Source organism: Alphaproteobacteria bacterium (genome assembly GCA_005883305.1).
Lineage (GTDB): Bacteria > Pseudomonadota > Alphaproteobacteria > Sphingomonadales > Sphingomonadaceae > Allosphingosinicella.
Window position 1 is genome coordinate 998780 of the sequence record VBAC01000001.1, and the last position, 21234, is coordinate 1020013.

General features: G+C 66.6%; 21 protein-coding genes. 11 read left to right on the forward strand and 10 right to left on the reverse strand.

Going from position 1 to position 21234, the window contains the following annotated elements:
- Positions 1-26: 26 nt before the first annotated feature.
- The 6 genes from E6G92_04940 (at position 27) to mazG (ending at position 4907) form a co-directional block, all read left to right on the forward strand.
- Positions 27-1565, forward strand: a complete 1539-nt coding sequence (locus tag E6G92_04940; protein ID TMJ19156.1) for a methionine--tRNA ligase — start codon at positions 27-29, stop codon at positions 1563-1565.
- Entirely contained in the window at positions 1562-1870 is a 309-nt protein-coding gene (locus E6G92_04945; protein TMJ19157.1) for a hypothetical protein, read from the forward strand. Before E6G92_04940 ends, E6G92_04945 begins: the two co-directional genes overlap by 4 nt.
- A gap of 32 nt (positions 1871-1902) precedes the next feature.
- Positions 1903-2679 (forward strand): TatD family deoxyribonuclease, encoded by a 777-nt coding sequence (locus E6G92_04950; GenBank protein TMJ19158.1) that lies wholly within the window; start codon positions 1903-1905, stop codon positions 2677-2679.
- Positions 2676-3440, forward strand: a complete 765-nt coding sequence (locus E6G92_04955; GenBank protein TMJ19159.1) for an MBL fold metallo-hydrolase — start codon at positions 2676-2678, stop codon at positions 3438-3440. The genes E6G92_04950 and E6G92_04955 overlap by 4 nt, the downstream gene beginning before the upstream one ends.
- 47 nt (positions 3441-3487) lie before the next feature.
- Entirely contained in the window at positions 3488-4039 is a 552-nt protein-coding gene (locus tag E6G92_04960) for a TIGR02281 family clan AA aspartic protease (GenBank protein TMJ19160.1), read from the forward strand.
- Positions 4040-4136: 97 nt separating this feature from the next.
- Positions 4137-4907, forward strand: coding sequence for a nucleoside triphosphate pyrophosphohydrolase (gene mazG / locus E6G92_04965; protein ID TMJ19161.1), 771 nt, complete (start codon positions 4137-4139; stop codon positions 4905-4907).
- Here mazG and hflX read toward each other — a convergent pair.
- The 5 genes from hflX to dusB all read right to left on the reverse strand — a co-directional run bounded on the left by hflX (position 4904) and on the right by dusB (position 11533).
- Positions 4904-6208: a GTPase HflX gene (hflX, locus tag E6G92_04970; protein ID TMJ19162.1), complete on the reverse strand. Its 1305-nt coding sequence runs from the start codon at positions 6206-6208 to the stop codon at positions 4904-4906. The two genes, mazG and hflX, sit on opposite strands and share 4 nt — an antisense overlap.
- A gap of 4 nt (positions 6209-6212) precedes the next feature.
- Positions 6213-6701, reverse strand: a complete 489-nt coding sequence (locus E6G92_04975) for an RNA chaperone Hfq (GenBank protein TMJ19163.1) — start codon at positions 6699-6701, stop codon at positions 6213-6215.
- A gap of 99 nt (positions 6702-6800) precedes the next feature.
- Positions 6801-8192 carry a sigma-54-dependent Fis family transcriptional regulator gene (locus tag E6G92_04980; protein ID TMJ19164.1) on the reverse strand — a complete coding sequence of 464 codons (1392 nt, stop codon included), beginning with the start codon at positions 8190-8192 and terminating at the stop codon, positions 6801-6803.
- A gap of 6 nt (positions 8193-8198) precedes the next feature.
- The gene (locus tag E6G92_04985) at positions 8199-10352 is read right to left on the reverse strand and encodes a HAMP domain-containing protein (GenBank protein TMJ20714.1); all 2154 of its coding nucleotides are present in this window, start codon (positions 10350-10352) and stop codon (positions 8199-8201) included.
- 182 nt (positions 10353-10534) lie between these two features.
- Positions 10535-11533 carry a tRNA dihydrouridine synthase DusB gene (dusB, locus tag E6G92_04990; GenBank protein ID TMJ19165.1) on the reverse strand — a complete coding sequence of 333 codons (999 nt, stop codon included), beginning with the start codon at positions 11531-11533 and terminating at the stop codon, positions 10535-10537.
- Positions 11534-11584: 51 nt separating this feature from the next.
- Between dusB and E6G92_04995 the strand changes: the two genes are divergently transcribed.
- On the forward strand, positions 11585-12721 hold the full coding sequence (locus E6G92_04995; protein TMJ19166.1) for a bifunctional 2-C-methyl-D-erythritol 4-phosphate cytidylyltransferase/2-C-methyl-D-erythritol 2,4-cyclodiphosphate synthase: 1137 nt from the start codon (positions 11585-11587) through the stop codon (positions 12719-12721).
- Positions 12718-13248, forward strand: a complete 531-nt coding sequence (locus E6G92_05000) for a CinA family protein (GenBank protein ID TMJ19167.1) — start codon at positions 12718-12720, stop codon at positions 13246-13248. Before E6G92_04995 ends, E6G92_05000 begins: the two co-directional genes overlap by 4 nt.
- Here the strand turns inward: E6G92_05000 and E6G92_05005 are convergent.
- Together E6G92_05005 and lipA are read right to left on the reverse strand one after the other, a co-directional pair.
- Positions 13191-13667 (reverse strand): type II toxin-antitoxin system RatA family toxin, encoded by a 477-nt coding sequence (locus E6G92_05005; protein TMJ19168.1) that lies wholly within the window; start codon positions 13665-13667, stop codon positions 13191-13193. The genes E6G92_05000 and E6G92_05005 overlap by 58 nt on opposite strands.
- A 175-nt stretch (positions 13668-13842) precedes the next feature.
- Positions 13843-14766 carry a lipoyl synthase gene (lipA, locus tag E6G92_05010; protein ID TMJ19169.1) on the reverse strand — a complete coding sequence of 308 codons (924 nt, stop codon included), beginning with the start codon at positions 14764-14766 and terminating at the stop codon, positions 13843-13845.
- A gap of 66 nt (positions 14767-14832) precedes the next feature.
- Between lipA and E6G92_05015 the strand changes: the two genes are divergently transcribed.
- Positions 14833-15468, forward strand: coding sequence for a carbonic anhydrase (locus tag E6G92_05015; protein TMJ19170.1), 636 nt, complete (start codon positions 14833-14835; stop codon positions 15466-15468).
- Here the strand turns inward: E6G92_05015 and E6G92_05020 are convergent.
- Both E6G92_05020 and E6G92_05025 read right to left on the reverse strand, forming a co-directional pair.
- On the reverse strand, positions 15465-16151 hold the full coding sequence (locus tag E6G92_05020; GenBank protein TMJ19171.1) for a peptidylprolyl isomerase: 687 nt from the start codon (positions 16149-16151) through the stop codon (positions 15465-15467). The genes E6G92_05015 and E6G92_05020 overlap by 4 nt on opposite strands.
- Positions 16064-17563 (reverse strand): amino acid permease, encoded by a 1500-nt coding sequence (locus E6G92_05025; GenBank protein TMJ19172.1) that lies wholly within the window; start codon positions 17561-17563, stop codon positions 16064-16066. The genes E6G92_05020 and E6G92_05025 overlap by 88 nt, the downstream gene beginning before the upstream one ends.
- 17 nt (positions 17564-17580) lie before the next feature.
- Between E6G92_05025 and E6G92_05030 the strand changes: the two genes are divergently transcribed.
- Positions 17581-18021, forward strand: a complete 441-nt coding sequence (locus E6G92_05030) for a GNAT family N-acetyltransferase (protein TMJ19173.1) — start codon at positions 17581-17583, stop codon at positions 18019-18021.
- 3 nt (positions 18022-18024) lie between these two features.
- Here the strand turns inward: E6G92_05030 and ettA are convergent, their stop codons facing one another.
- Positions 18025-19698, reverse strand: a complete 1674-nt coding sequence (gene ettA, locus E6G92_05035) for an energy-dependent translational throttle protein EttA (protein ID TMJ19174.1) — start codon at positions 19696-19698, stop codon at positions 18025-18027.
- 100 nt (positions 19699-19798) lie between these two features.
- On the opposite strand from ettA, the gene E6G92_05040 reads away from it, so the two are divergent.
- Positions 19799-21178, forward strand: a complete 1380-nt coding sequence (locus E6G92_05040; GenBank protein ID TMJ19175.1) for a M20/M25/M40 family metallo-hydrolase — start codon at positions 19799-19801, stop codon at positions 21176-21178.
- The last annotated feature ends 56 nt before the right edge of the window (positions 21179-21234 follow it).

The window sequence follows — 21234 nt, forward strand, 5'->3', positions numbered from 1 at the left end:
GCTCAACCCGGCTAGTCGCACCTTCGATGGCTGAGCCCTTCTATATCACCACCGCGATCAGCTACCCCAACGGCCGGCCGCATATCGGCCACGCCTACGAGGCGGTCGCAACCGACGCGATCGCGCGCTTCCAGCGCCTTAAGGGGCGCGAGGTCTTCTTCCTTACCGGCACCGACGAGCACGGCCTCAAAATGGCTCAGGCGGCGCGCGAGGAAGGCATTGCCCCGGCAGCATTTGCGGAGAGAATGTCGAGCACGTTCAAGGCGATGGATGACGTCCTCAACATCTCCTACGATCGCTTCATCCGCACCACCGAGCCCGACCATGTCCGCGCCAGCCAGGCGATCTGGCAGGCGATGGCCGACAAAGGCGACATCTATCTCGGCCGCTACGAAGGCTGGTATTCGGTCCGCGACGAAGCCTATTATGGCGAGGAGGAACTGGTCGTCGCCGAGAGCGGCGAGAAGCTCTCGCCGCAGGGCACCGAGGTTCAATGGACCGTCGAGGAGAGCTGGTTCTTCCGCCTCTCCGCCTATCAGGACAAATTGCTCGCCCATTACGAGGCCGAGCCGGACTTCATTCGTCCCGAGGGCCGCCGCAACGAGGTCATGCGCTTCGTCGAGGGCGGCCTCACCGACCTCTCCATCTCGCGCACCAGCTTCGATTGGGGCGTCAAGGTCCCGGGCAGCGGCACGCACGTCATGTACGTTTGGCTGGACGCTCTGACCAACTACCTGACCGGCGTGGGTTATCCTGATAATACAGAGAATTATGCAAAGTTCTGGCCAGCGAATATCCACATCATCGGCAAGGACGTGGTGCGCTTCCATGCCGTCTACTGGCCGGCTTTCCTGATGTCCGCGGGCCTTCCCCTGCCACGCCAGGTGTTCGGCCACGGCTTCCTGCTCCACCGCGGCGAGAAGATGTCCAAATCGCTCGGCAACGTGGTCGATCCGCTCGCTTTGGCCGAGGCCTTCGGAATCGACCCGCTGCGCTACTTCCTGCTGCGCGAGGTGCCGTTCGGGCAGGATGGAAGCTACAACGAGGAGGCGATCGTCAACCGCTGCAACGCGGATCTCGCCAACGGGCTCGGCAATCTCGCCCAGCGCTGCCTGTCGATCGTCGCCAAGGCGTGCGAGGGCAGGGTGCCGGGGAAGGGAAGCGCGACCGCGGAGGACGAGGCCGTGCTGGCCGAGGTGGATGCCGCACGGGCCGCAATGGACGAAGCGATGGCCGGCCTGGCCATTCACCGGGCGATCGAAGGCATCTGGCGCGGCGTGAGCGCGGCCAACGTCTATTTCGCCGGGCAGGCACCCTGGGCCCTGCGCAAGACCGATCCGGCACGTGCCAATTCCGTGCTCTACGTCACCGCGGAGGCGGTGAGGCGCCTCGCCATCCTCGTTCGCTGGATCATCCCCGCCGGGGCGGACGCTTTGCTCGATCAGCTGGGGCAAGGCGAGGGCGCGCGTAATTTCGCCAGCCTGGGAACATGGCTTGAGCCGGGACTCGCCCTTCCGGCCCCGCAGGGCGTCTTCCCGCGGCTGGAGGGCTCTGCGCCGCGATGAGCCGCGGAAGCCTTGTCCTGGCGTTGCTGCTTGCGGCCTGCCAGCCGCCCGACGCCCCGAACGAAGCCGCGCCCGTCAACACGATCGTTGTCCCGCAGCCGGCTCCGGCTAAAGCCGGCGGGCGGACCGTCGAGCCCGTGCCCGCCGCGCCCGATCCTGGCGCGATCGAGGGTCTGACGCCCTTCCAGCGCCGCGCCTATGAAAAGGGTTTCGAGGATTGCCGCACGGGGCGTTACGAGCCGGATCGCTGGCCCGAGGCCTACCGGATCGGCTGCGCCGCGGCGCATGACGCCCATGCGGGGTGACGGCGGAGGCCCAAGCGACTACATGCGCCGCGATGTTCGTCGATAGTCACTGCCACCTCAACTATAAGGGTCTGGTGGAGGAGCAGCAGGCCGTGCTCGAGCGCGCGCGCGCCGCCGGTGTCTCGGCCATGCTCAACATCTCTACCCGCGCCTCCGAATGGGACGAGGTGATCGGCCTCGCCGAGCGTGAGGATGACGTCATGGCGTCGGTCGGCATCCATCCGCACGAGGCCGACGTCCATCCCGATGTCGAGACCGCCACGCTGGTCGAACGGGCCGGGCACCCAAGCGTGATCGGCATCGGCGAGAGCGGGCTCGATTATTATTACGACCATAGCGACCGCGCGAGGCAGCGCGACAGCTTCCGCGCCCATATCGCTGCGGCGCGCGAGACTGGGCTGCCGCTCATCGTCCACACGCGCGACGCGGAGGACGACACTTACGCGATCATCGCCGAGGAAATGGAGAAGGGGGCCTTTCCGGCGCTGATCCATTGCTTCACGGCCAGCCAGGATTTCGCCGACAAGGTTCTGGCGCTCGGCCTCTTCATTTCGATCTCGGGCATCGTCACATTCAAGAATGCCCATGCCCTTCAGGACGTGGCGCGCACGATTCCCGCCGATCGGCTGCTGATCGAAACCGATTCCCCTTTCCTGGCCCCGGTGCCGCACCGCGGAAGGCCGTGCGAGCCGGCCTTCGTCGCCGACACCGCGCGATTCCTCGCGGCGCTCCGCGGCGAACCCGTCGAGGACCTCGCAGCCAGGACCAGCACCAATTTCTATCGCCTGTTCAGCAAGGCAGCGGGGTGAAGGTCAGGATCCTAGGCAGCGGCACCTCGTCGGGCGTGCCCCGGGTCGGCGGCGACTGGGGCGAGTGCGACCGCGACGAGCCTCGCAATCGCCGCAGGCGCGCCTCGATCCTGGTCAGCTATGGCGAATCCCGGGTCCTCGTCGACACCAGCCCCGATCTGCGCGAGCAATTGCTCGACGCCGAGGTCAGCGACATCGAAGCGGTGATCTGGACCCACGACCATGCCGATCATTGCCACGGCATCGACGACCTGAGGCAGCTCTACCATTCCCGGAGGCGGCCGGTGGCCGGCTATGCGCGCAAGGACTCGCTGGCGCTGCTGAAGCGGCGCTTCGGCTATGCGTTCGAGGGGAAGGGGGGCTATCCGGCCGTGGTCACCGGCCATTTGCTGCCGAACCACATCAACTTGGGCGGCCTTTCTGTGCGCGCCGTCGATCAGCCGCACGGCGAGATCACCAGTGCCGGGCTGCGCTTCGACGCCGGCGGGGTGGCGATCGGCTATTCGACCGACTTCGACAGCGTGAGCGACGACATGGCGATGCTGTTCGAGGGCCTCGATCTGTGGGTGGTCGACGCGCTGCGCCGCCGGCCGCATAAGAGCCACCCGCACCTTGCCTACACGCTCGAATGGATCCGCCGGCTGGCGCCGAAGCGAGCGGTCCTGACTCATATGGACAACAGCATGGACTATCGTACGCTGTGCGCCGAGGTGCCACAGGGGGTCGAGCCGGGTTATGACGGGCTTGAGATCGAATTGTGAATAACGGCAACCAAGCGCTTAGTTTCGTTTATTTTATCGGCTGCCTTTTGCTGGTCGGCAGCGCTCTCCTGACGCAAAGGCTGCCGCTCGGCCGTGCGGCCAGGATAATACTCGCCTGGCTGCTGATCTTCGGTGCCGTCTTCATGGTCTTCGTCCTCAAGGACGATTTCATGGCCCTGGGAACGCGGGCCATGGCCGAGGCGCGCGGCGACAATGTCGTCGAGACGCGTGGCCAGGAGATCCGCATACGGCGTTCGGAGGACGGCCATTTCTGGCTAAACGGCGAAATCAACGGGCATGCGGTGACTTTTCTGGTCGATAGCGGCGCCACGGTAACGACGTTGAACCAGGCCACTGCCGCGGCAGTCGGAGTCGACGCCGACGGCGGCTTCGGCGTCCTGGTCGACACTGCCAACGGCTCGACCGTCCAGGACCGTGGCCAGGCGGAACGGGTCCAGGTCGGGCCGATCGAGCGACGCGACCTGGCGGTGCATATTTCACGCGACGGAGGCGACAGCGTGAACGTGATCGGGATGAACTTCCTGTCCAGCCTCAGCGCCTGGGGCGTCGAGGGAAATACGCTGATGCTGAGGTCGTGATCTGGCGGGCAAATCATTGGCGGGGGACGATAAAGCCGCGGCTCAGCCCGGATCGCCTTACTCATATTTTACATAATGTATATTATCGGACTTAGCGATGGACGTTTCCGAACCCGATCTCAGCCACGCTTCCGGCCTCCCCCGGCTCGCGGAAATCATGGCGCGGCTGCGCGACCGGCACGCCGGTTGCAAATGGGACATCGCCCAGACGTTCGAGACGATCGCGCCCTATACGATCGAGGAAGCCTATGAGGTCGCCGACGCGATCCGCCGCGGCGACATGGAGTCGCTGAAGGACGAGCTCGGCGATTTGCAGCTCCAGGTCGTCTATCATGCGCGCATGGCCGAGGAGATCGGCGCCTTCACGCTCGATGACGTCATGGCGTCGATCTGCGCCAAGATGATCCGCCGCCATCCGCATATCTTCGGCGATGCGCCGGAGAGCCCCGGCTGGGAGGCCTTGAAGGCCGCGGAGCGCGAGGGAGATCAGGACGAGAGCGCCCTCGCCGGAGTCGCCCTCGCCCTCCCGGCCCTCAAGCGGGCCGAAAAGATCCAGCGCCGCGCCGCCCGGATCGGCTTCGACTGGCCGGACATTGGAGGCCCGAAGGCGAAGATCGACGAGGAGATGGGCGAGATCGAGCGCGCCGAAAATGACGAAGAGCGCGCAGCCGAGCTCGGCGACCTGCTGTTCGCCGTCGTCAACTATGCCCGCCACCTCGATATCAATCCGGAAACGGCGCTGCGCGAGGCCACCGCGCGCTTCGAATCGCGCTTCCGCAAGGTAGAAGAGATTGCCGCCAGGCCTTTGAATCAGATGAATATAGACGAGCTCGAAGCGCTCTGGCAGCGGGCCAAGAAGCTGGTTTAGCCGCCCCGTTCCCGCCGCCACGACTGGAATCGCGCCCAATCGGCATCGGACAGGCGCACGGCATAGCTCGTCTCCAGCCCTTCGTAATCGTGGCTGAGCACCTCGCCATTGGCGTGGAGCCAGGCGATCAGCTCGCCATCGGAGGCGGAGAGCCTGACCGTGCGGACCTTCGTTTCCTTGCGAAGCTTGGCCGAGATGCAGGTAAGCAGGTCGTCCACCCCCTCCCCCTTCAGCGCCGACAGGACGACCACGTCGTCGCGCCGCTCCGCCTCGGCCGACACGCGGGCCGCCGCGTCGGCGTCCAGTGCATCGATCTTGTTCCACGCCTCGATCGCGGCGGCGCCGACGACTCCGATCTCCTTCAGCACCTGCTCGACATCCTCGGCCTGCGCCTCGCTGTCCGGATGGGAGATGTCGCGGACGTGGACGATGAGGTCGGCCGAAAGCACTTCCTCCAATGTGGCGCGGAAGGCGGCGACGAGTTGCGTCGGAAGGTCGGAGATGAAGCCGACCGTGTCGGAGAGGATAGCCTTGTCGAGGCCCGGCAGCGAGATTTCCCGCATCGTCGGGTCGAGAGTCGCGAACAGCAGGTCTTCGGCCAGCACGTCGGCGCGGGTCAGGCGGTTGAAGAGGGTCGATTTGCCGGCATTGGTGTAGCCGACCAGAGCGATCACCGGCCAGGGCGCGCGCTGGCGCCGGGCGCGGTGCAAGCTGCGGGTCCGCGCGACCTGGTCGAGCTCCCGCTTGAGCTTCGCCATTCGGTCCCGGATCAGGCGACGGTCGGCCTCGATCTGGGTCTCGCCGGGGCCTCCGAGAAAGCCGAAGCCGCCGCGCTGGCGCTCGAGATGGGTCCACGAGCGCACCAGCCGGCCCGCCTGATAATCGAGATGGGCGAGCTCGACCTGGAGCCGCCCCTCCGCGGTCGCCGCGCGCTCGCCGAAGATTTCGAGGATCAGGCCGGTCCGGTCGATCACCTTGGCCTTGGTCTCGGTCTCCAGGTTCTTCTGCTGGACGGGCGTGATCGCGGCGTCGACGATCAGCAGCTCAGCTTCGGCCTGGCGGAGCGAGTCGGCGATCCTCTCGACCTGCCCCTTGCCGAACAGGGTCGCGGGACGCGGCTGGCGAACGCGGAAATGGAGCTTGTCCTCGACCGCGATTCCGATCGCTTCCGCGAGGCCCGCGGCCTCCTCCAGCCGCGCCGCCACGTCCCGCCGCGCCCCCTGCCCCAGCTCGGGCAGAGCGACGACGGCGCGGGCGCCGCGCGCGAATTCGTCGGCTCCGTCACGGTTGAAAACGCTCAGGCGATCACTCCTCGGCCTGGGCCTCTGCGAAGTTGATCGGATTCTCGGGTTGCACGGTCGAAACCGCGTGCTTGTAGACGAGCTGGCAAAGCCCGTCGCGCTCGAGCAGCATGCAGAACAGGTCGAATGCCGCGATCTCGCCCTGGAGCATGACCCCGTTGACGAGGAACATCGTCACCGGCTCGTCCGACTTCTTCACGGCCGCCAGGAAAACCTCCTGCAACAAAGTCGGCTTCTTCTTTTCGAGGCTGTCCGCGAACGCCTCCTGCAGGCCCCCGAGGTCGAGCGGCTGGGAAGGCATGATGGTCGAGATGGCGTGCTTGTAGATAAGCTGGGCCTGGCCGTCGCGGCGAAGCAGAACCGAAAAATTGTCGAACCAGGTGATGATCCCCTGCAGCTTCACGCCCTTCACCAGGAACATGGTCACCGGGGTCTTGGTACGCCTCAGGCTGTTCAGGAACATGTCCTGGAGATTGTTGACCTTGTCGGGCATTGCGCTCTCTTTCCTGGTCAGTTGGCCGATGAGCCCGCGGCTCCATTATCATGGGCGGCTCGGCGATGCCATTGGCGGTTAGGGCCTGATTGCAGGCCGCTAATCGGCGCCCCCGTCTCCCCGGGTGTCGGCCAGCCCCAGGGCCTTGAGCTTCCTGTGCAGCGCGGACCGCTCCATGCCGATGAAGGTCGCGGTGCGCGAGATGTTGCCGGAAAAGCGGCGGATCTGGACCCGCAGATATTCGCGCTCGAACGTCTCGCGCGCTTCCCTGAGCGGAGTGCCCATGATCGCCTTGACCGCCTCGTTCGGAGTCAGCTGCGCCTGGTCGTTGAGGATTTCGGGCGGCAGCATGTCGATCTCGATGCAGCCGATCCGCTCGCCCGGAGCGAGGATGATCGTTCGCTCGATCACGTTGCGCAACTGGCGCACGTTGCCGGGCCAGTCATAGGCCTGAAGCGCCGCCATGGCGTCATCCGACACGCGCGGATTGGGAACACGCTGGTCGGCGGCGTAACGCGCCGCGAAATGGGCGACGATCTCGGGGATGTCCTCGCGCCGATCCGCCAGCGCCGGCAGGTGAACGGGCACCACGTTGAGACGGTAGTACAGGTCCTCCCGAAAGCGGCCCACCGCGATTTCCTCGGGCAATGTGCGCGCGGTCGAGGACACGACCCGCATGTCGACCTTAACCGTCCGCTGCCCGCCGACACGGGTGAAGCTCTGGTCGGTCAGGACGCGCAATATCTTGCCTTGAGTCGAGAGCGGCATGTCCGCGATCTCATCGAGGAACAGGGTGCCGCCGTGCGCCTGCTCGAGCAGGCCGGGCCGGACGAGCTCGCCCCCCTCCTCCGCGCCGAACAATTCCTCCTCGACCCGCTCGGGAGTCATCCGCGCGGCGGTGACGACGACGAACGGACCCTTGGCGCGCGGGCTCCAATTGTGCAGCAGCCGGGCGGCGACCTCCTTGCCGACGCCGGCAGGGCCGGAGATGAGCACTCGGCTGCCGGTCGCGGCGACCCGCTTCAGGGTCGCCCGAACGTTGTTGATCGCCGCGCTCGATCCAGTCAGCTCCATCTCGCTGCCGATCTGTTGGCGCAACGCCTCGTTCTCGCGCTTGAGCCGCTCGGTTTCCGTAGCGCGGGCGACGAGGTGGACCAGGTGGCCGGCCTCGAACGGCTTCTCGATGAAATCCACCGCCCCCTGGCGGATGGCGGCGACGGCGGTGTCGAGATTTCCGTGGCCCGAAATCATAAGCACCGGCAGAGTCGGATCGCGCTTCTTCACTTCTTCCAGCAGCTGCAGCCCGTCGAGCTTCGAGCCCTGAAGCCAGACGTCGAGCAGGACCAGGGACGGGCGGCGATCGCCGAGCGCTTCCAGCGCCTCCGTGCTGTTGGCGGCGACCCGGGTGGAGAAGCCCTCGTCCTCGAGCACGCCGGAGACCAGCTCCCTGATGTCCTGCTCGTCGTCTACAATGAGGATGTCCAAAGCCATGTCTAATCAACCACTTGCCGAAACGTCTTCGGACGGACTTGGGCCATTGTCGGCCAGATGGGCGAGAGTCTCCCTGTCGAAGGTCATGCGCACGAGCGAGCCGCCCCCGGCCGCGTCCTCGAACTCGATCTGGCCGAAATGCTCCTCGACGATCTTCTTGACGATGGCGAGGCCGAGGCCCGTGCCCTTGGCGCGCGTCGTCATATAAGGCTCGGTCATCCGCGCACGCTCGGCCGGAAGGCCTATGCCGGTGTCGGCGACCTCGATCGAAACCCTCGACCGCTCCTCGCGAATGCTGACCGAAATCCGGTCGGAGCCGGCTTGGCGCCGCTTCTTCTCCTCGCGCTTTTGCTGGATCGCCTCGACGCCGTTCTTGACCACATTGGTCAGCGCCTGGCCGAGCAGGCGCCGGTCGCAGACGAGGATCGGGGCCGGATCCGGGGCATCGAGCGCGAAGTCGATGTCGGGATGGGCGACCTCGTGGAGGAACAGGGCCTGGCGCGCGATCTCGTTCAGCGATTCGGGCGCGAAGGCGGGCTTGGGCATTCGCGCGAAGGACGAGAATTCGTCGACCATGCGCCTCAGGTCTCCGACCTGGCGGACGATCGTGCCCGTGAGCCGCTCGAACGTCGCCGGATCGCTGTCGATCTCGGTGCCATAGCGCCGCTGGAGGCGCTCGGCGGCGAGCTGGATCGGGGTCAGCGGGTTCTTGATCTCGTGGGCGATTCGCCGGGCGACGTCGGACCATGCGGCGCGGCGCTGGTCCATCAGCTGCTCGGTGATGTCGTCAAAAGTGAGGACGTGGCCGTTCTTGACCTTCACCGTCTTCACCGCCAGCGTGCGCGGCTCGCCGGTCGAGGCGACCTGAACGACGTCCTCGCGCTCGGCGGCGGCAAGCTGGCGGTCGAGCTCGGGCACGAGATCGGCGAGCTTCTGCCCGACCGGGCTCTTGGCGCCGGTCCTGAGCAGCGCCTCGGCCGAGCTGTTGATCAGCCGCACGACATGATCGTCGTCGACCGAGATGACGCCCGCGGTGACGCCGGACAGCACCGCCTCGGTGAAGGCGCGGCGCATGTCGAGCTGGGCGTTGGCGGTGACCAGCGCTCCGGTCTGCTCCTCGAGCCGGCGGGTCATCCGGTTGAAGGTGCGGCCGAGCGTGCCGACCTCGTCGCGCGCGTCGCCCACCGGCACGCGCGCCGAAAGGTCGCCCTTGGTCACCCGGCGCGCGGCTTGGACGAGTTGGCCGATCGGCTGCACGATCCGGTCGGCAAGCGCCAGCGCGATCCCGATCGACAGCCCGATGAGGGCGAGCGAACCCAGGATCAGGATGACATTGAACCGGATCTGCAGCCGCCGCGTGTTTTCCAGCGCCGATTGGTAGGCGCTCGCCGCGTTCTGCGCTTCGCGGATTTGAGCGATGGCCGCTTCATTCACAGCACGCGCGCCATAAAGATAGACCGGCGCCTGGGGATCCAGCCGCACCACCGTTTCGAGCCGGTTGGGGGTTGAAGCAGTTCTGAGCTCGCCTGCGTGCATCGAGCGGAGCATTTGCGGCGTGAACCGCTGTGTCAGAGGCCGGTTGTCGAAATTCACTTCAATCAGGCTGCGGACGCGGCCATTTGGATCGATCTGAAGCACTGCAGTTTCGGTGATTTGGCGCGCTGCGCTCTGATAAAGGAAATTATCGCGGAACGTTTCGCTGGTCAGACCGAATCTGTTGATCCGATCGACTACGTCGAGGCCCATTTGATGAACGTCCAGATCGAGCCGTTCGCGATGTTCACGCGCATAGATCTGGGAGACGTTCTCCGCGCTCGTCAGCACGGTCTGGGCTTGGTCCGAGAACCAGAATTTGAGACCGCTCTGAAATTGCATTGAGGCGAAGATGACCACGAGCAGTGTCGGAATGCTGGCGATGATTGAGAACAAAGCAACCAGCCGCACGTGAAGACGGCCCTTGCCTCCGACATCTGACCGAGCCGCACGCCAAATGGCGAGCCGGCGCGCGATCATCACCATTAACGCCATTGCCGGGACGAGATTAGCAACGACCAGCGCCGCCACCACCTCGGGGCCGAGCGGCGATTCCGGGCTGCCCGTGCGGGTGACGATCAAATAGCTCGCGACGACCACGACGAGTAGCACGAGGACGATGCCGATCTCGGCGAGCGGAACCCAGCCGCTGCGGCGGGCGAAAACGGAAATCCTCCGCCGCCAGCGCGGCCTCGGGGACTCAACAGGGATCGCGGCTTCGGCGTTCACACTGCGGCTCTAGCACAACATTGTGGCTTCAAGAACACAGTGAAAAGGCCGTCCGTCGCAACAGGAGAGGAGTTCGCCCCTCAGGCGGCGGCCTTGCTGAGCCAGGGCGCGTAGAAATCCCGCAGCATGGCGAGCGCCCGCGCCGGATCGGCTTCCTTGTTGAAGGCATTGCGGAACTCGGCCGAGCCGTGAAGCCCCTTCGTGTACCAGCCGATATGCTTGCGCGCGCAATTGGCGCCGATCACCGGTCCGTAGAGATCGAGCATCGCCTCATATTGCTCGACGATCACCGAATGCTGCTCGTCGAGGCTCGGATCGGGCAGGCGCTCGCCGGTCTTCAGCCAGTGCATCGCCTGCTTGAGCAGCCACGGCCGCCCATAGGCGCCGCGGCCGATCATCACGCCGTCGGCGCCCGATTGCTCGAGCGCGGTATCGACGTCCTCGATCGTCTCGATGTCGCCATTGGCGATGACCGGCACCGAGACGGCGTCCTTCACATTGCGGATGAAGGCCCAGTCGGCTTCACCCTTGTACATCTGGCAGCGCGTGCGGCCGTGAACGGTGATCATCTTCACGCCGAGATCCTCGGCGATCCGCGCCAGCTCGGGCGCGTTGAGGCTGTTATGATCCCAACCCATCCGCATCTTGAGCGTGACCGGAACGCTGACCGCCTTCACCGTGGCGTCGATGATCGAGGCGGCGAGCTTCAAATCGCGCATCAGCGCCGATCCGGCCTCGCCGTTGACCACCTTCTTCACCGGGCAGCCCATGTTGATGTCGATGATCGCAGCGCCGCGATCCTCGTTGAGCTTCGCCGCCTCCGCCATCTCCTTCGGCGAGCAGCCGGCGAGCTGCATCGAGACCGGCTCCTCTATCGGATCCCAGACCATCTTCTGAACGCTCTGGCGAGTCTCGCGGATCGCCGCCTGGCTGGCGATCATCTCGGTGACCGTGAGCCCGGCCCCGTAGCGCTTCACGATCCGCCGGAACGGCATGTCGGTGACGCCCGTCATCGGCGCCAGAATCACGGGCGTTTCGATTCGGACCGGGCCGATCTGGATGGGCTTCAGGCGGGGCATGGCCCGGCGAAATAGGGTGGAATGCACTGGCGGGCAAGGTTAGGCGGGGGCATGAGCCGGACGGTGGCATTGCTGGTGGCGGCGGGCAGCGGGACCCGAGCCGGCGGCGAGCTCCCCAAGCAGTATCGCAGGATCGCCGGCAAGGCGCTGATCGCGCACGCCGTTGACCATCTGCTTCGCGCCGGCGCCGATGACATTCGGGTGGTTATCGGCGAGGGTCAGGAAGCGCTCTACCGCGAGGCCATCGCGGGCCGTCCGCTTCCGGCGCCCGTGATCGGCGGCGCCACGCGGCGCCAGTCGGTCGCCAACGCGCTCGAGGCGCTCGCCCGGGAAGGCGGCGTCGAGCGCGTACTGATCCACGACGCCGCCCGGCCCTTCCTCTACCTCGATGTCTGGGAGCGCCTCGTCGCCGCGCTCGAGGATGCGGATCTGGCCGTGCCGGCGCTTCCCGCGGTCGACACGACGATCCGCGCCGACGGCGAGCCGGTGCCGCGCGAGGCCCTGCTGCGCGTCCAGACTCCGCAAGCCTGCCGTTTCGGGTCGATCCTCGCCGCCCACCGCGCCTGGAGCGGCGGGGAGGCAACAGACGACGCCCAGATCGGCCGCGCCGCGGGGCTAAGGGTGACCATAGTCCAGGGCGACCCGGCGCTCGACAAGCTCACCTACGAAGCGGATTTCCGGCGGGTGGAAGCAATGCTTTTGACTCCGCGGGTCGGCATGGGGCTGGATGTCCACGCCTTCGCCGCGGGACGTGAGCTCTGGCTGGGCGGGGTCCGTATCCCTTACGACAAGGGCCTCGCCGGCCACAGCGATGCCGACGTCGTGCTCCACGCGATCACGGACGCGATCCTCGGCGCGCTCGGCGCCGGCGATATCGGCGATCATTTTCCGCCCTCCGACCCGCAATGGCGCGGCGCCCCCTCCTCTCTCTTTCTCGACCATGCCCGAGCGCTGGTCGAAGCGGCGGGCGGACGGATCGACCATGTCGATGTCACGATCGTCTGCGAGGCGCCGAGGATCGGCCCGTATCGGGACGCCATGCGGACACGGATCGCCGAGCTGTTGCGGCTGCCCCCGGCGAGGATTAGCATCAAGGCGACGACGACCGAGCGGCTGGGCTTCACGGGCCGCGGCGAAGGGATCGCCGCCCAGGCCGTCGCGTCGGTGCGGCTCCCGGAGGATCGATGAGCGACAATCGCGATTATCTTCTGCCGGACACGCTGGTCGACCTCGCCCGCGAGGTGGTCGCGCAGAACCGCGCCGCAGGCCGGCGGGTGGCGGTGGCCGAAAGCTGCACAGGCGGGCTGGTCGCCGCGGCGCTGACCGAGATTCCGGGAAGCTCGGACGTTATCGAGGCGGGCTTCGTCACCTATTCGAACGAATCCAAGGAAAAGCTGCTGCGCGTCAGCATGGACGTGATCGAGACGTTCGGATCGGTTTCCGTCGCGGTCGCATGGGCGATGGCCCGGGGCGCTCTGGAGGCTTCCGGCGCCGATGTGGCGGTGGCATTGACCGGGATCGCGGGGCCGGGCGGCGGATCGGACCGCAAGCCGGTCGGGACCGTCGTCTTCGCCCGCGCCGAGCGCGACGCCAACCCGAAGGAGATCGTCGCGGACACGCGGCTGTTCGACGACACGGGCCGCGGCGGCGTTCGCCTTCAGGCCGCGCTTTTCGCGCTCGGGCTGCTGCTGCCGGAGCCGGATTCGGGCGCGTAGAGCTCGGCCGCCCGCTCCTCGAACGCGCCGATCATCCGCCTCAGCGCCCGATCGAACATCTGGCCGGCGAGCGCCTCGAATATCCGATTCTTGAAGGCGAAATCGACGCAGAAATCCATCTCGGTGCCTTCGGAAACGGGACGGAACTTCCAGCTGTTGTGAAGGAACTTCAGCGGCCCCTCCACATAGTCGATATCGATCTCGTGCGGGCGGGTCTTGTGGACCTTCGAGGTGAAGGTCTCCTTGAGTGCCTTGAAGCCGACGACGAGATCCGCGACCATTCCCGTCTCGCTATTCTCGCGGATTCGGGTCGCGGCGACCCAGGGCAGGAACTCCTGGTAGCGCCCGACATCGGCGACGAGATCGAACAACTGCTCCGGCGTGTAGGGCAGGATTCGCGTTTCGGTGTGGCGCGGCATCAGCGCCCCTCCCCCGTCATTCCCGCGGAAGCGGGAATCCAGCTTCTTTTGCCTCCTTCTTTCGCGGTCTTCGCGTCTCCGTGCGAACCCAACGTCCTTTTTTTCGCGCGGCGACGCGGAGACGCGGAGAAGAAAAGCTGGATTCCCGCTTTCCCGGGAACGACGGAAATGGAGGTCACTTGCCTACCGCCCCCAATTTCGCCTCCCGCGCCGCGCGCATCTTTTCGAAATCGTCGCCCGCGTGATAGCTCGACCGGGTCAGCGGGCTCGCCGCGACGAGCAGGAAACCCTTGGCGCGGGCGATCGCCGCGTAGGCCGAGAAGGCTTGGGGGGTCACGAACTCCTCGACCGTCGCGTGGCGGGGGGTGGGCTGGAGATACTGGCCCATGGTCAGGAAATCGACGTCGGCCGAGCGCATGTCGTCCATCACCTGGTGCACCTCGAGGCGCTGCTCGCCGAGGCCGACCATCACCCCCGACTTGGTGAAGATCGACGGATCGTGGCGCTTGACGCTCTCCAGCAGCCGCAGCGAGGCGTAGTAACGCGCGCCGGGCCGGATCGTCGGATAGAGACGCGGCACCGTCTCCAGATTGTGGTTGTAGACGTCCGGGCGGGCCTGGATGATCTTCTCGACCGCGCTTTCGGCCTTGTTGCGGAAATCCGGCGTCAGGATCTCGATCGTTGTCGACGGGGTGTTGCGCCGCAGCGCTTCGATCACCCTGACGAATTGCGAGGCGCCGCCGTCCGGCAGGTCGTCGCGGTCCACGGAGGTGACGACGATGTGTGTGAGGCCGAGCTCGGCGGCGGCGGTCGCGACATGCTCGGGCTCGAGCGGGTCGACCGCGCGCGGCATGCCGGTCTTGACGTTGCAGAAAGCGCAGGCGCGCGTGCAGGTGTCGCCCAGGATCATCACCGTCGCGTGCTTCTTGGTCCAGCACTCGCCGATGTTCGGGCAGGCCGCCTCCTCGCACACGGTGGCGAGGTTGAGCGAGCGCATCAGCTTCTTCGTCTCCATGTAGCCATGGCTGACGGGCGCCTTCACGCGAATCCAGTCGGGCTTGCGCTGACGGGGAACGGCTATCGGATCGGCTTCGCTCATGGCGCGCAAATAGCGACCCGTTGCACGACTTGCCACCCCTTCCCTCCTTCGCCTAACGGATCCCCCATGGCCGATTTCGCGACCCTGATCGAAGGCTATCGCCGCTTCCGCGACCAGGAATGGCGCCAGGAGCGCGACCGATGGGCCGAGCTTGCCGAGGGGCAGAGCCCCAAGGTGATGGTCATCGCCTGTTCCGACAGCCGGGTCGATCCCGCGACGATCTTCGGCGCCCGGCCGGGCGAGATGTTCGTCGTTCGCAACGTGGCCAACCTCGTCCCCCCCTTCGAGCAGGACGGCCATTATCACGGTGTCTCCGCCGCCCTCGAATTCGCCGTCACCCAGCTCGAGGTCGACGAGCTGGTGGTGATGGGCCACGGCTTTTGCGGCGGCTGCGCGGCCGCCTTGACCGGCCAGTTCGACGACGCGCCGCATGGCGAGGGTCAGTTCATCGCCAACTGGATCGACATGCTTTCCGAAGCGCGCGAGCCGATCCGCACTCGCCACCCCGATCTTCCGCGTGAGGCCTACCTCGAGATGGAGCATGAAGGCGTGCGCATCTCGCTTCGCAACCTCAGGACCTTCCCCTGGGTCACCGAGCGGGAGGAGAGCGGCCGCCTCAAGCTGCACGGCGCCTTCTTCGCGGTCGCCGACGGGATTCTCCACGTGCTCGACGAGGGGACGGGAGCGTTCGCTCCGGCCTAGCGGACGAGCAATCGCCGCACGGGCAGGCGCCGCGCGGTGAGGATTCGGACGCGCGGCTGGAGCATCTGGCCGCGCATCACGCCCTCCCCTTCGGTCGGTGAGGTCGGCGCGGCGAGGATATGGCGCACCACGTCCATCCCTTCGACCACATGTCCGAACACGGCATAGCCAAGGCCGTCGCCGCCGGAGCCGGGGCCGGCGTCCAGATAGGGCTGGTTGCCGACCATGATGGTGAAGTCGCCCCGCGCGGTCCCAGGGGCGAGGCGCGGCACCGAAATCGCGCCGTCAATGTGGCTAAGGCCGGTCTGGCTGGTCGGCTCGTGGGCGATCGGGGGAAACAGCTTGCGCGGATCGCGCACGCCGCCCTGGACCAGCCCGGCGCCGGAAGCGGTATGCATGGCCCGGTAGAATTCGCTCCCGTCGAGCCGCCCCGCCTCGACATAGCGCAGGAAATTGCCCGCGGTGACCGGCGCGCGCGCCATCTCCAGCTCAACGACGATGTCACCCTCGCTGGTGCGAAGCTGAACCCGCACATTCGCCGGCGTCTGGGCGAGGGCCGGCGCGGCGAGGAAGAACAGGATTGCGAGTAGCAGCCTCAAGCGGCGGCCTTTCCGACCAAGCTGCGGCGGGCCCCATAAGCGAAATAGATCAGCAGGCCGACGACGTGTGCGCCGAGGAACCATATCTGGGTGCGCTGGGGCAGGCTGTAGAACAGATAGGCGCAGCCGAGGATGCCGAAGATGCCGACGGGCCATGCGAGCGGCGTTCGGAATCGCCGCTCGATCTCCGGTGAGCGCCGGCGCATCACGAGCATGCAGACGCACACGGCGATGAAGGCGGTCAATGTGCCGGCATTGGCGAGCGCTGCGAGTTCGGCCAGCGGGATCAGTCCGGCAAGCACCGCGACGACGATCGCCGTGAAGATGGTGATCCGCACCGGCGAGCCGCGCGACGAGACCCGCGCCAAGCCCGGCGGCAAAAGCCGATCGCGCGCCATGACGAAGAAGATCCGGCTCTGCCCGTAGAAGAAAGCGAGGATGACCGTCGGCAAGGCGATCACGGCCGACAAAGCGAGATATTCGGCGACGCGGCGCTGCCCGAGCTCGCGCAGGATCAGCGCCAGCGGCTCGGGGCTGTCGGCGAAGCGGGAATAAGCAAGCGCGCCGATCGCCGCCCCGGCAACCGCCATGTAGATGATCACGCAGGCCACCATCGAGCCGACGATTCCGATCTTGAGGTCGCGGCCCGGATTCTTGGTCTCCTCCGCCGCGGTGGCGATCGCGTCGAAGCCGTAAAAGGCGAAGAAGATGATCGCCGCCGCCGCCATGACGCCAACCTCTGCTCCCGGCGGGCCCGACTTGGAAAAGCCGTAAGGCATGAACGGCTCGAAATGCGCCGCGTCGAAATAGGGGAGGACGACCGCGACGAAGACGATCAGGGCGGTTACCTTGACAAGCACCAGGGCGGCGTTGAGCGTCGCGCTCTCGCGCGTGCCGTAGAGCAGCAGACCGGCGACGACCGCGATGATCGCGATCGCAGGCAGGTTGATCATGCCCCCGAGCTCCGGCCCCTGGGTCAGTCCGTGCGGGAAGGAGAGATAATGTTCGAGCAAGGGCGAGGCATAGCCCGACCACCCGACCGCGACCGCGCTGACGACCAGGCTGTATTCGAGGATCAGGCTCCAGCCGACGATCCAGGCCAGCAACTCCCCGAGCACGACATAGGTATAGGTGTAGGCGCTCCCCGAGGCGGGGATCATCGTCGCCATCTCGGCATAAGCGAGCGCCGCGGCGGCGCAGATCAGCCCGGCGATGGTGAAGGAGAGGATCACCGCCGGCCCTGCTTTCGCCGCGCCGACGCCGGTCAGCGTCAGGATGCCGGTTCCGACGATCGCCCCGACGCCCAGCGCGATCAGATGCGGCCAGGAAAGGCTCGGCTTCAGCCTGTGTTCCGGGGCCAGATCCTCGTGGGCGCGGGCCCCCTTCCTCGCATTCCATCTCGCCACGCGACGCCCCCCTCCCCTTGATTTCCAGGCGGCATCTTGGTCCGCCGCGGGCCTCGGAGCAAGGCCGGCCGATTGGCTAGCGCTCAGCATCCCGGTAGGACTTGGCTATGGCCACCATCCAGATCGCTTCACTTCAGCCGTCCGACCATGACGAATGGGAGCGACTCGCTCGCGGCTACAAGGCTTTCTACCGGACGGAGCTTCCGCAGGAGCGCTACGACGAGACCTGGAAGGCGCTGCTGGCGGGGGAGCGCATCCACGGCCTCGGCGCCCGCATCGACGGCGGCCTCGCCGGAATCGCGCATTACCTGTTCCACGCCCAGACCTGGTCGAGCGACTGTTGCTACCTCCAGGACCTCTTCACCGCCGAGGAGGCGCGCGGGCAAGGGGTCGCGAGCGCGCTGATCGACGCTGTCGCCGAAGCGGCCCGCACGCGCGGCGCGGTCAAATTCTACTGGCTGACCAAGCAGGACAACGAGCGGGCGCGAGCGCTCTATGACCGGCTAGCCGCGTGGAAAGGCTTCCTGCGCTACGATTACCCGCTCTAACGACTACCGCGTAAGCTTCCGGTACGTCACCCGGTGCGGCCGGTCCGCCTCGGGCCCGAGCCGGCGCAGCTTGTCCTCCTCATAGGCCTCGAAATTCCCCTCGAACCATTCGACGTGGCTGTCGCCCTCGAAGGCGAGGATGTGGGTCGCCAGCCGGTCGAGGAAGAAGCGGTCGTGGCTGATGATCACCGCGCAGCCGGCGAAATTCTCGAGAGCTTCCTCGAGCGCGCGCAGAGTCTCCACGTCGAGATCGTTGGTGGGCTCGTCGAGCAGGAGGACGTTACCGCCCTCCTTGAGCATCTTGGCGAGGTGGACCCGGTTGCGCTCGCCGCCGGAGAGCTGGCCGACCTTCTTCTGCTGATCTGAGCCCTTGAAGTTGAAGGCGCCGACATAGGCGCGGGTGCCGATCTCGTGCCTGCCGAAGCGGAACACGTCCGAGCCTCCCGAGACCTCCTCCCAGACGTTCTTGTCGGGGCTAAGATGGTCGCGCGACTGGTCGACATAGCCGAGGTGGACCGTCGGCCCGACCTTGATCTCGCCCGAATCGGGCTGCTCGGCGCCGGTGATCAGCTTGAACAGGGTAGTCTTGCCGGCGCCGTTGGGCCCGATCACGCCGACGATTCCGCCCGGCGGGAGCGAGAAGCTCAGGTCGTCGAACAGCAGCTTGTCGCCATACGCCTTGGACAGGTTCTTGACGTCGATGACGTTGCCGCCGAGCCGCTCGGGAACCTGGATCAGGATCTGGGCCTTGCCGGGGGTGCGGTTCTCCTGCGCCTCGACCAGCTCGTCGAAGGCGCGGATACGGGCCTTCGACTTGGCCTGGCGCGCCTTGGGCGAGCGGCGGATCCACTCGAGCTCGTCGGCAATCGCCTTCTGCTTGCCCTGCTCCTCGCGTTCCTCTTGCTCCAGCCTCTTAGATTTCTTCTCCAAATAGCCGGAATAATTGGATTCATAGATGTAGTATCGCCCGCGATCGAGCTCCAGAACCCAGTTCACGACATTGTCGAGGAAGTAGCGATCGTGGGTGACGAGGATGACGTTGCCCGGATAGTCGACGAGGTGCTTCTCCAGCCATTGCACGCTCTCGGCGTCGAGGTGGTTGGTCGGCTCGTCGAGCAGCAGAATGTCGGGCTTTTCCAGCAGCAGCTTGGTCAGCGCCACGCGGCGCTTTTCGCCGCCCGACAGGTTGGCGACCTCGGCGTCGCCCGGCGGGCAGCGCAGGGCGTCCATCGCGATCTCGAGCTGGTTGTCCAGCGTCCAGCCGTCGACCGCGTCGATCTTCTCCTGGAGGTCGCCCATTTCAGTGCCGAGGGCGTCGAAATCCGCGCCCTCCTCGCTCATCTCGGCGACGATCGCATTGTAGCGGTCGACAAGGTCGGCGACCCCGCGGGCGCCCTCGCGCACATTCTCCATAACGGTCTTGGTCGGGTCGAGCTGCGGTTCCTGCTCGAGATAGCCGACTCGAATCCCGTCGCCGGGCCAGGCCTCGCCGGTGAACTCGGTGTCGCGCCCGGCCATGATCTTCATCAGCGTCGACTTGCCCGAGCCGTTGGGTCCGACGATGCCGATCTTGGCGTCCGGATAGAATTGCAGGCTGATGTTGTTGAGCACCGGCTTGGGCGCGCCGGGAAAGGTCTTGCTCATGCCCTTCATGACGAAGCTGTACTGTGCGGCCATGCGGCGCCGTTCCTTCAAAAATTCGTGCTGGTCGGGGCGCGTTACCTAGTGCGGCGCGTAGTGATTGGCAAACGTGGCGAGCGCCTCTAAGCCCCCTTCCATGAAAAAGTTGCTCCTCCTCGCCGTCGCCCTCCCCTCCCTCGCTTTCGCCCAGACCGCCCCGGATCCCGCCGCGCTGCGCGATGCCGCGCTAAACGGCGATACGATCGCCTGGGACATGGTCGAGGGGCTGACGACCGAGATCGGCCAGCGCCAGGCCGGGACCGAGGCCGAGGCGCGGGCGCGCGATTGGGCGGTTCGGCATCTGACCGCTTTGGGCTTCTCCAACGTGCGCGTGGAACCGTTCGACATGCCGGTCTGGATTCGCGGCGAGGAGCGGGCGGAGATCGTCTCCCCCTTCCCCCAGTCGCTGGTGATCACCGCCCTCGGCAACAGCGCTGCGACGCCCGCGCGCGGCATCGAGGCCGAGATCGTCGCTTTCGACAGCGTCGCCGCCCTGGAAGCGGCGCCGGACAGCGCGGTCCGCGGCAAGATCGTCTTCATCGACCACCACATGATGCCGGCGCAAGACGGATCGGGCTACGGCCAGTTCGGAGCGCCGCGCCGCCAGGGCCCGACCATCGCCAGCCGCAAGGGCGCGCTGGGAATCGTCGTCCGCTCGATCGGCACCGACCATCACCGCAATCCGCACACCGGCGTGCAGAGCTTCGGCGAGGGCGCGCGGCCGATCCCAGCGGCGGCGCTCACCGTGCCCGACGCGGAGCAGCTCCAGCGAATCCTTTCGCGCGGGCGGCCCGTGCGGATGCGCCTGACGCTGACCCCGCGCAACATCGGCACGCGCCATTCGGGAAATGTCGTCGCCGAAGTGCCGGGCAGCGATCCGAGCGCCGGCGTGATCGTCATCGGCGGCCACCTCGACAGCTGGGACCTCGGCACGGGAGCGATCGACGACGCCGCCGGCGCCGCGATCACCACCGCCGCGGCTCACCGGATCATGCAGGCGGGGCAGCCGAGGCGGACGATCCGGGTCGTCTTGTTCGGCGCGGAGGAGGTCGGCGGCGGAGGCGGCGAGACCCATTTCAACCTCCACCGCGGCGAGAACAACGTCGTTCTGGTCGGCGAATCCGATTTCGGTGCCGACCGCGTCTGGCGTGCGCAATTCAGCTTGGGAGCGGGCAATGCGGCACTCAGCGAGCGGATCGCGGCCGTGCTCGCCCCGCTCGGAATCACCAAAGGACCCGGAAGCGCGAGCGCCGGCGCCGATCTCGGCATGTGGGCCCGCGCCGGGACAGCGGCGATCGACCTCAACCAGGACGGCACACGCTATTTCGACTATCATCACACGCCGGACGACACGCTCGACAAGGTCGATCCCGCCCAGCTCCGCCAGAACGTCGCTGCCTGGACGGCGATGCTGGCGGTCGCGGCCTATGCGCCGGAGCGGATCGAGCCGGCGCCGGAGCGCCCGCGGGAGCGCTAGGGCCGTACCCATAAGCGGATTCCCCATAATGAGATGAGCGATCCGGACACGCGTCG

Bases quoted from the DNA above. Each gene is read 5' to 3' on its own strand.
- E6G92_04940 (TMJ19156.1), top strand. From the start codon at position 27: ATGGCTGAGCCCTTCTATATCACCACCGCGATCAGCTACCCCAACGGC.
- E6G92_04945 (TMJ19157.1), top strand. From the start codon at position 1,562: ATGAGCCGCGGAAGCCTTGTCCTGGCGTTGCTGCTTGCGGCCTGCCAG.
- E6G92_04950 (TMJ19158.1), top strand. From the start codon at position 1,903: ATGTTCGTCGATAGTCACTGCCACCTCAACTATAAGGGTCTGGTGGAG.
- mazG (TMJ19161.1), top strand. From the start codon at position 4,137: ATGGACGTTTCCGAACCCGATCTCAGCCACGCTTCCGGCCTCCCCCGG.
- E6G92_04975 (TMJ19163.1), bottom strand. From the start codon at position 6,701: ATGCCCGACAAGGTCAACAATCTCCAGGACATGTTCCTGAACAGCCTG.
- E6G92_04980 (TMJ19164.1), bottom strand. From the start codon at position 8,192: ATGGCTTTGGACATCCTCATTGTAGACGACGAGCAGGACATCAGGGAG.
- dusB (TMJ19165.1), bottom strand. From the start codon at position 11,533: ATGCCCCGCCTGAAGCCCATCCAGATCGGCCCGGTCCGAATCGAAACG.
- E6G92_04995 (TMJ19166.1), top strand. From the start codon at position 11,585: ATGAGCCGGACGGTGGCATTGCTGGTGGCGGCGGGCAGCGGGACCCGA.
- E6G92_05000 (TMJ19167.1), top strand. From the start codon at position 12,718: ATGAGCGACAATCGCGATTATCTTCTGCCGGACACGCTGGTCGACCTC.
- E6G92_05005 (TMJ19168.1), bottom strand. From the start codon at position 13,667: ATGCCGCGCCACACCGAAACGCGAATCCTGCCCTACACGCCGGAGCAG.
- lipA (TMJ19169.1), bottom strand. From the start codon at position 14,766: ATGAGCGAAGCCGATCCGATAGCCGTTCCCCGTCAGCGCAAGCCCGAC.
- E6G92_05015 (TMJ19170.1), top strand. From the start codon at position 14,833: ATGGCCGATTTCGCGACCCTGATCGAAGGCTATCGCCGCTTCCGCGAC.
- E6G92_05020 (TMJ19171.1), bottom strand. From the start codon at position 16,151: ATGGTTCCTCGGCGCACACGTCGTCGGCCTGCTGATCTATTTCGCTTA.
- E6G92_05025 (TMJ19172.1), bottom strand. From the start codon at position 17,563: ATGCTGAGCGCTAGCCAATCGGCCGGCCTTGCTCCGAGGCCCGCGGCG.
- E6G92_05030 (TMJ19173.1), top strand. From the start codon at position 17,581: ATGGCCACCATCCAGATCGCTTCACTTCAGCCGTCCGACCATGACGAA.
- ettA (TMJ19174.1), bottom strand. From the start codon at position 19,698: ATGGCCGCACAGTACAGCTTCGTCATGAAGGGCATGAGCAAGACCTTT.
- E6G92_05040 (TMJ19175.1), top strand. From the start codon at position 19,799: ATGAAAAAGTTGCTCCTCCTCGCCGTCGCCCTCCCCTCCCTCGCTTTC.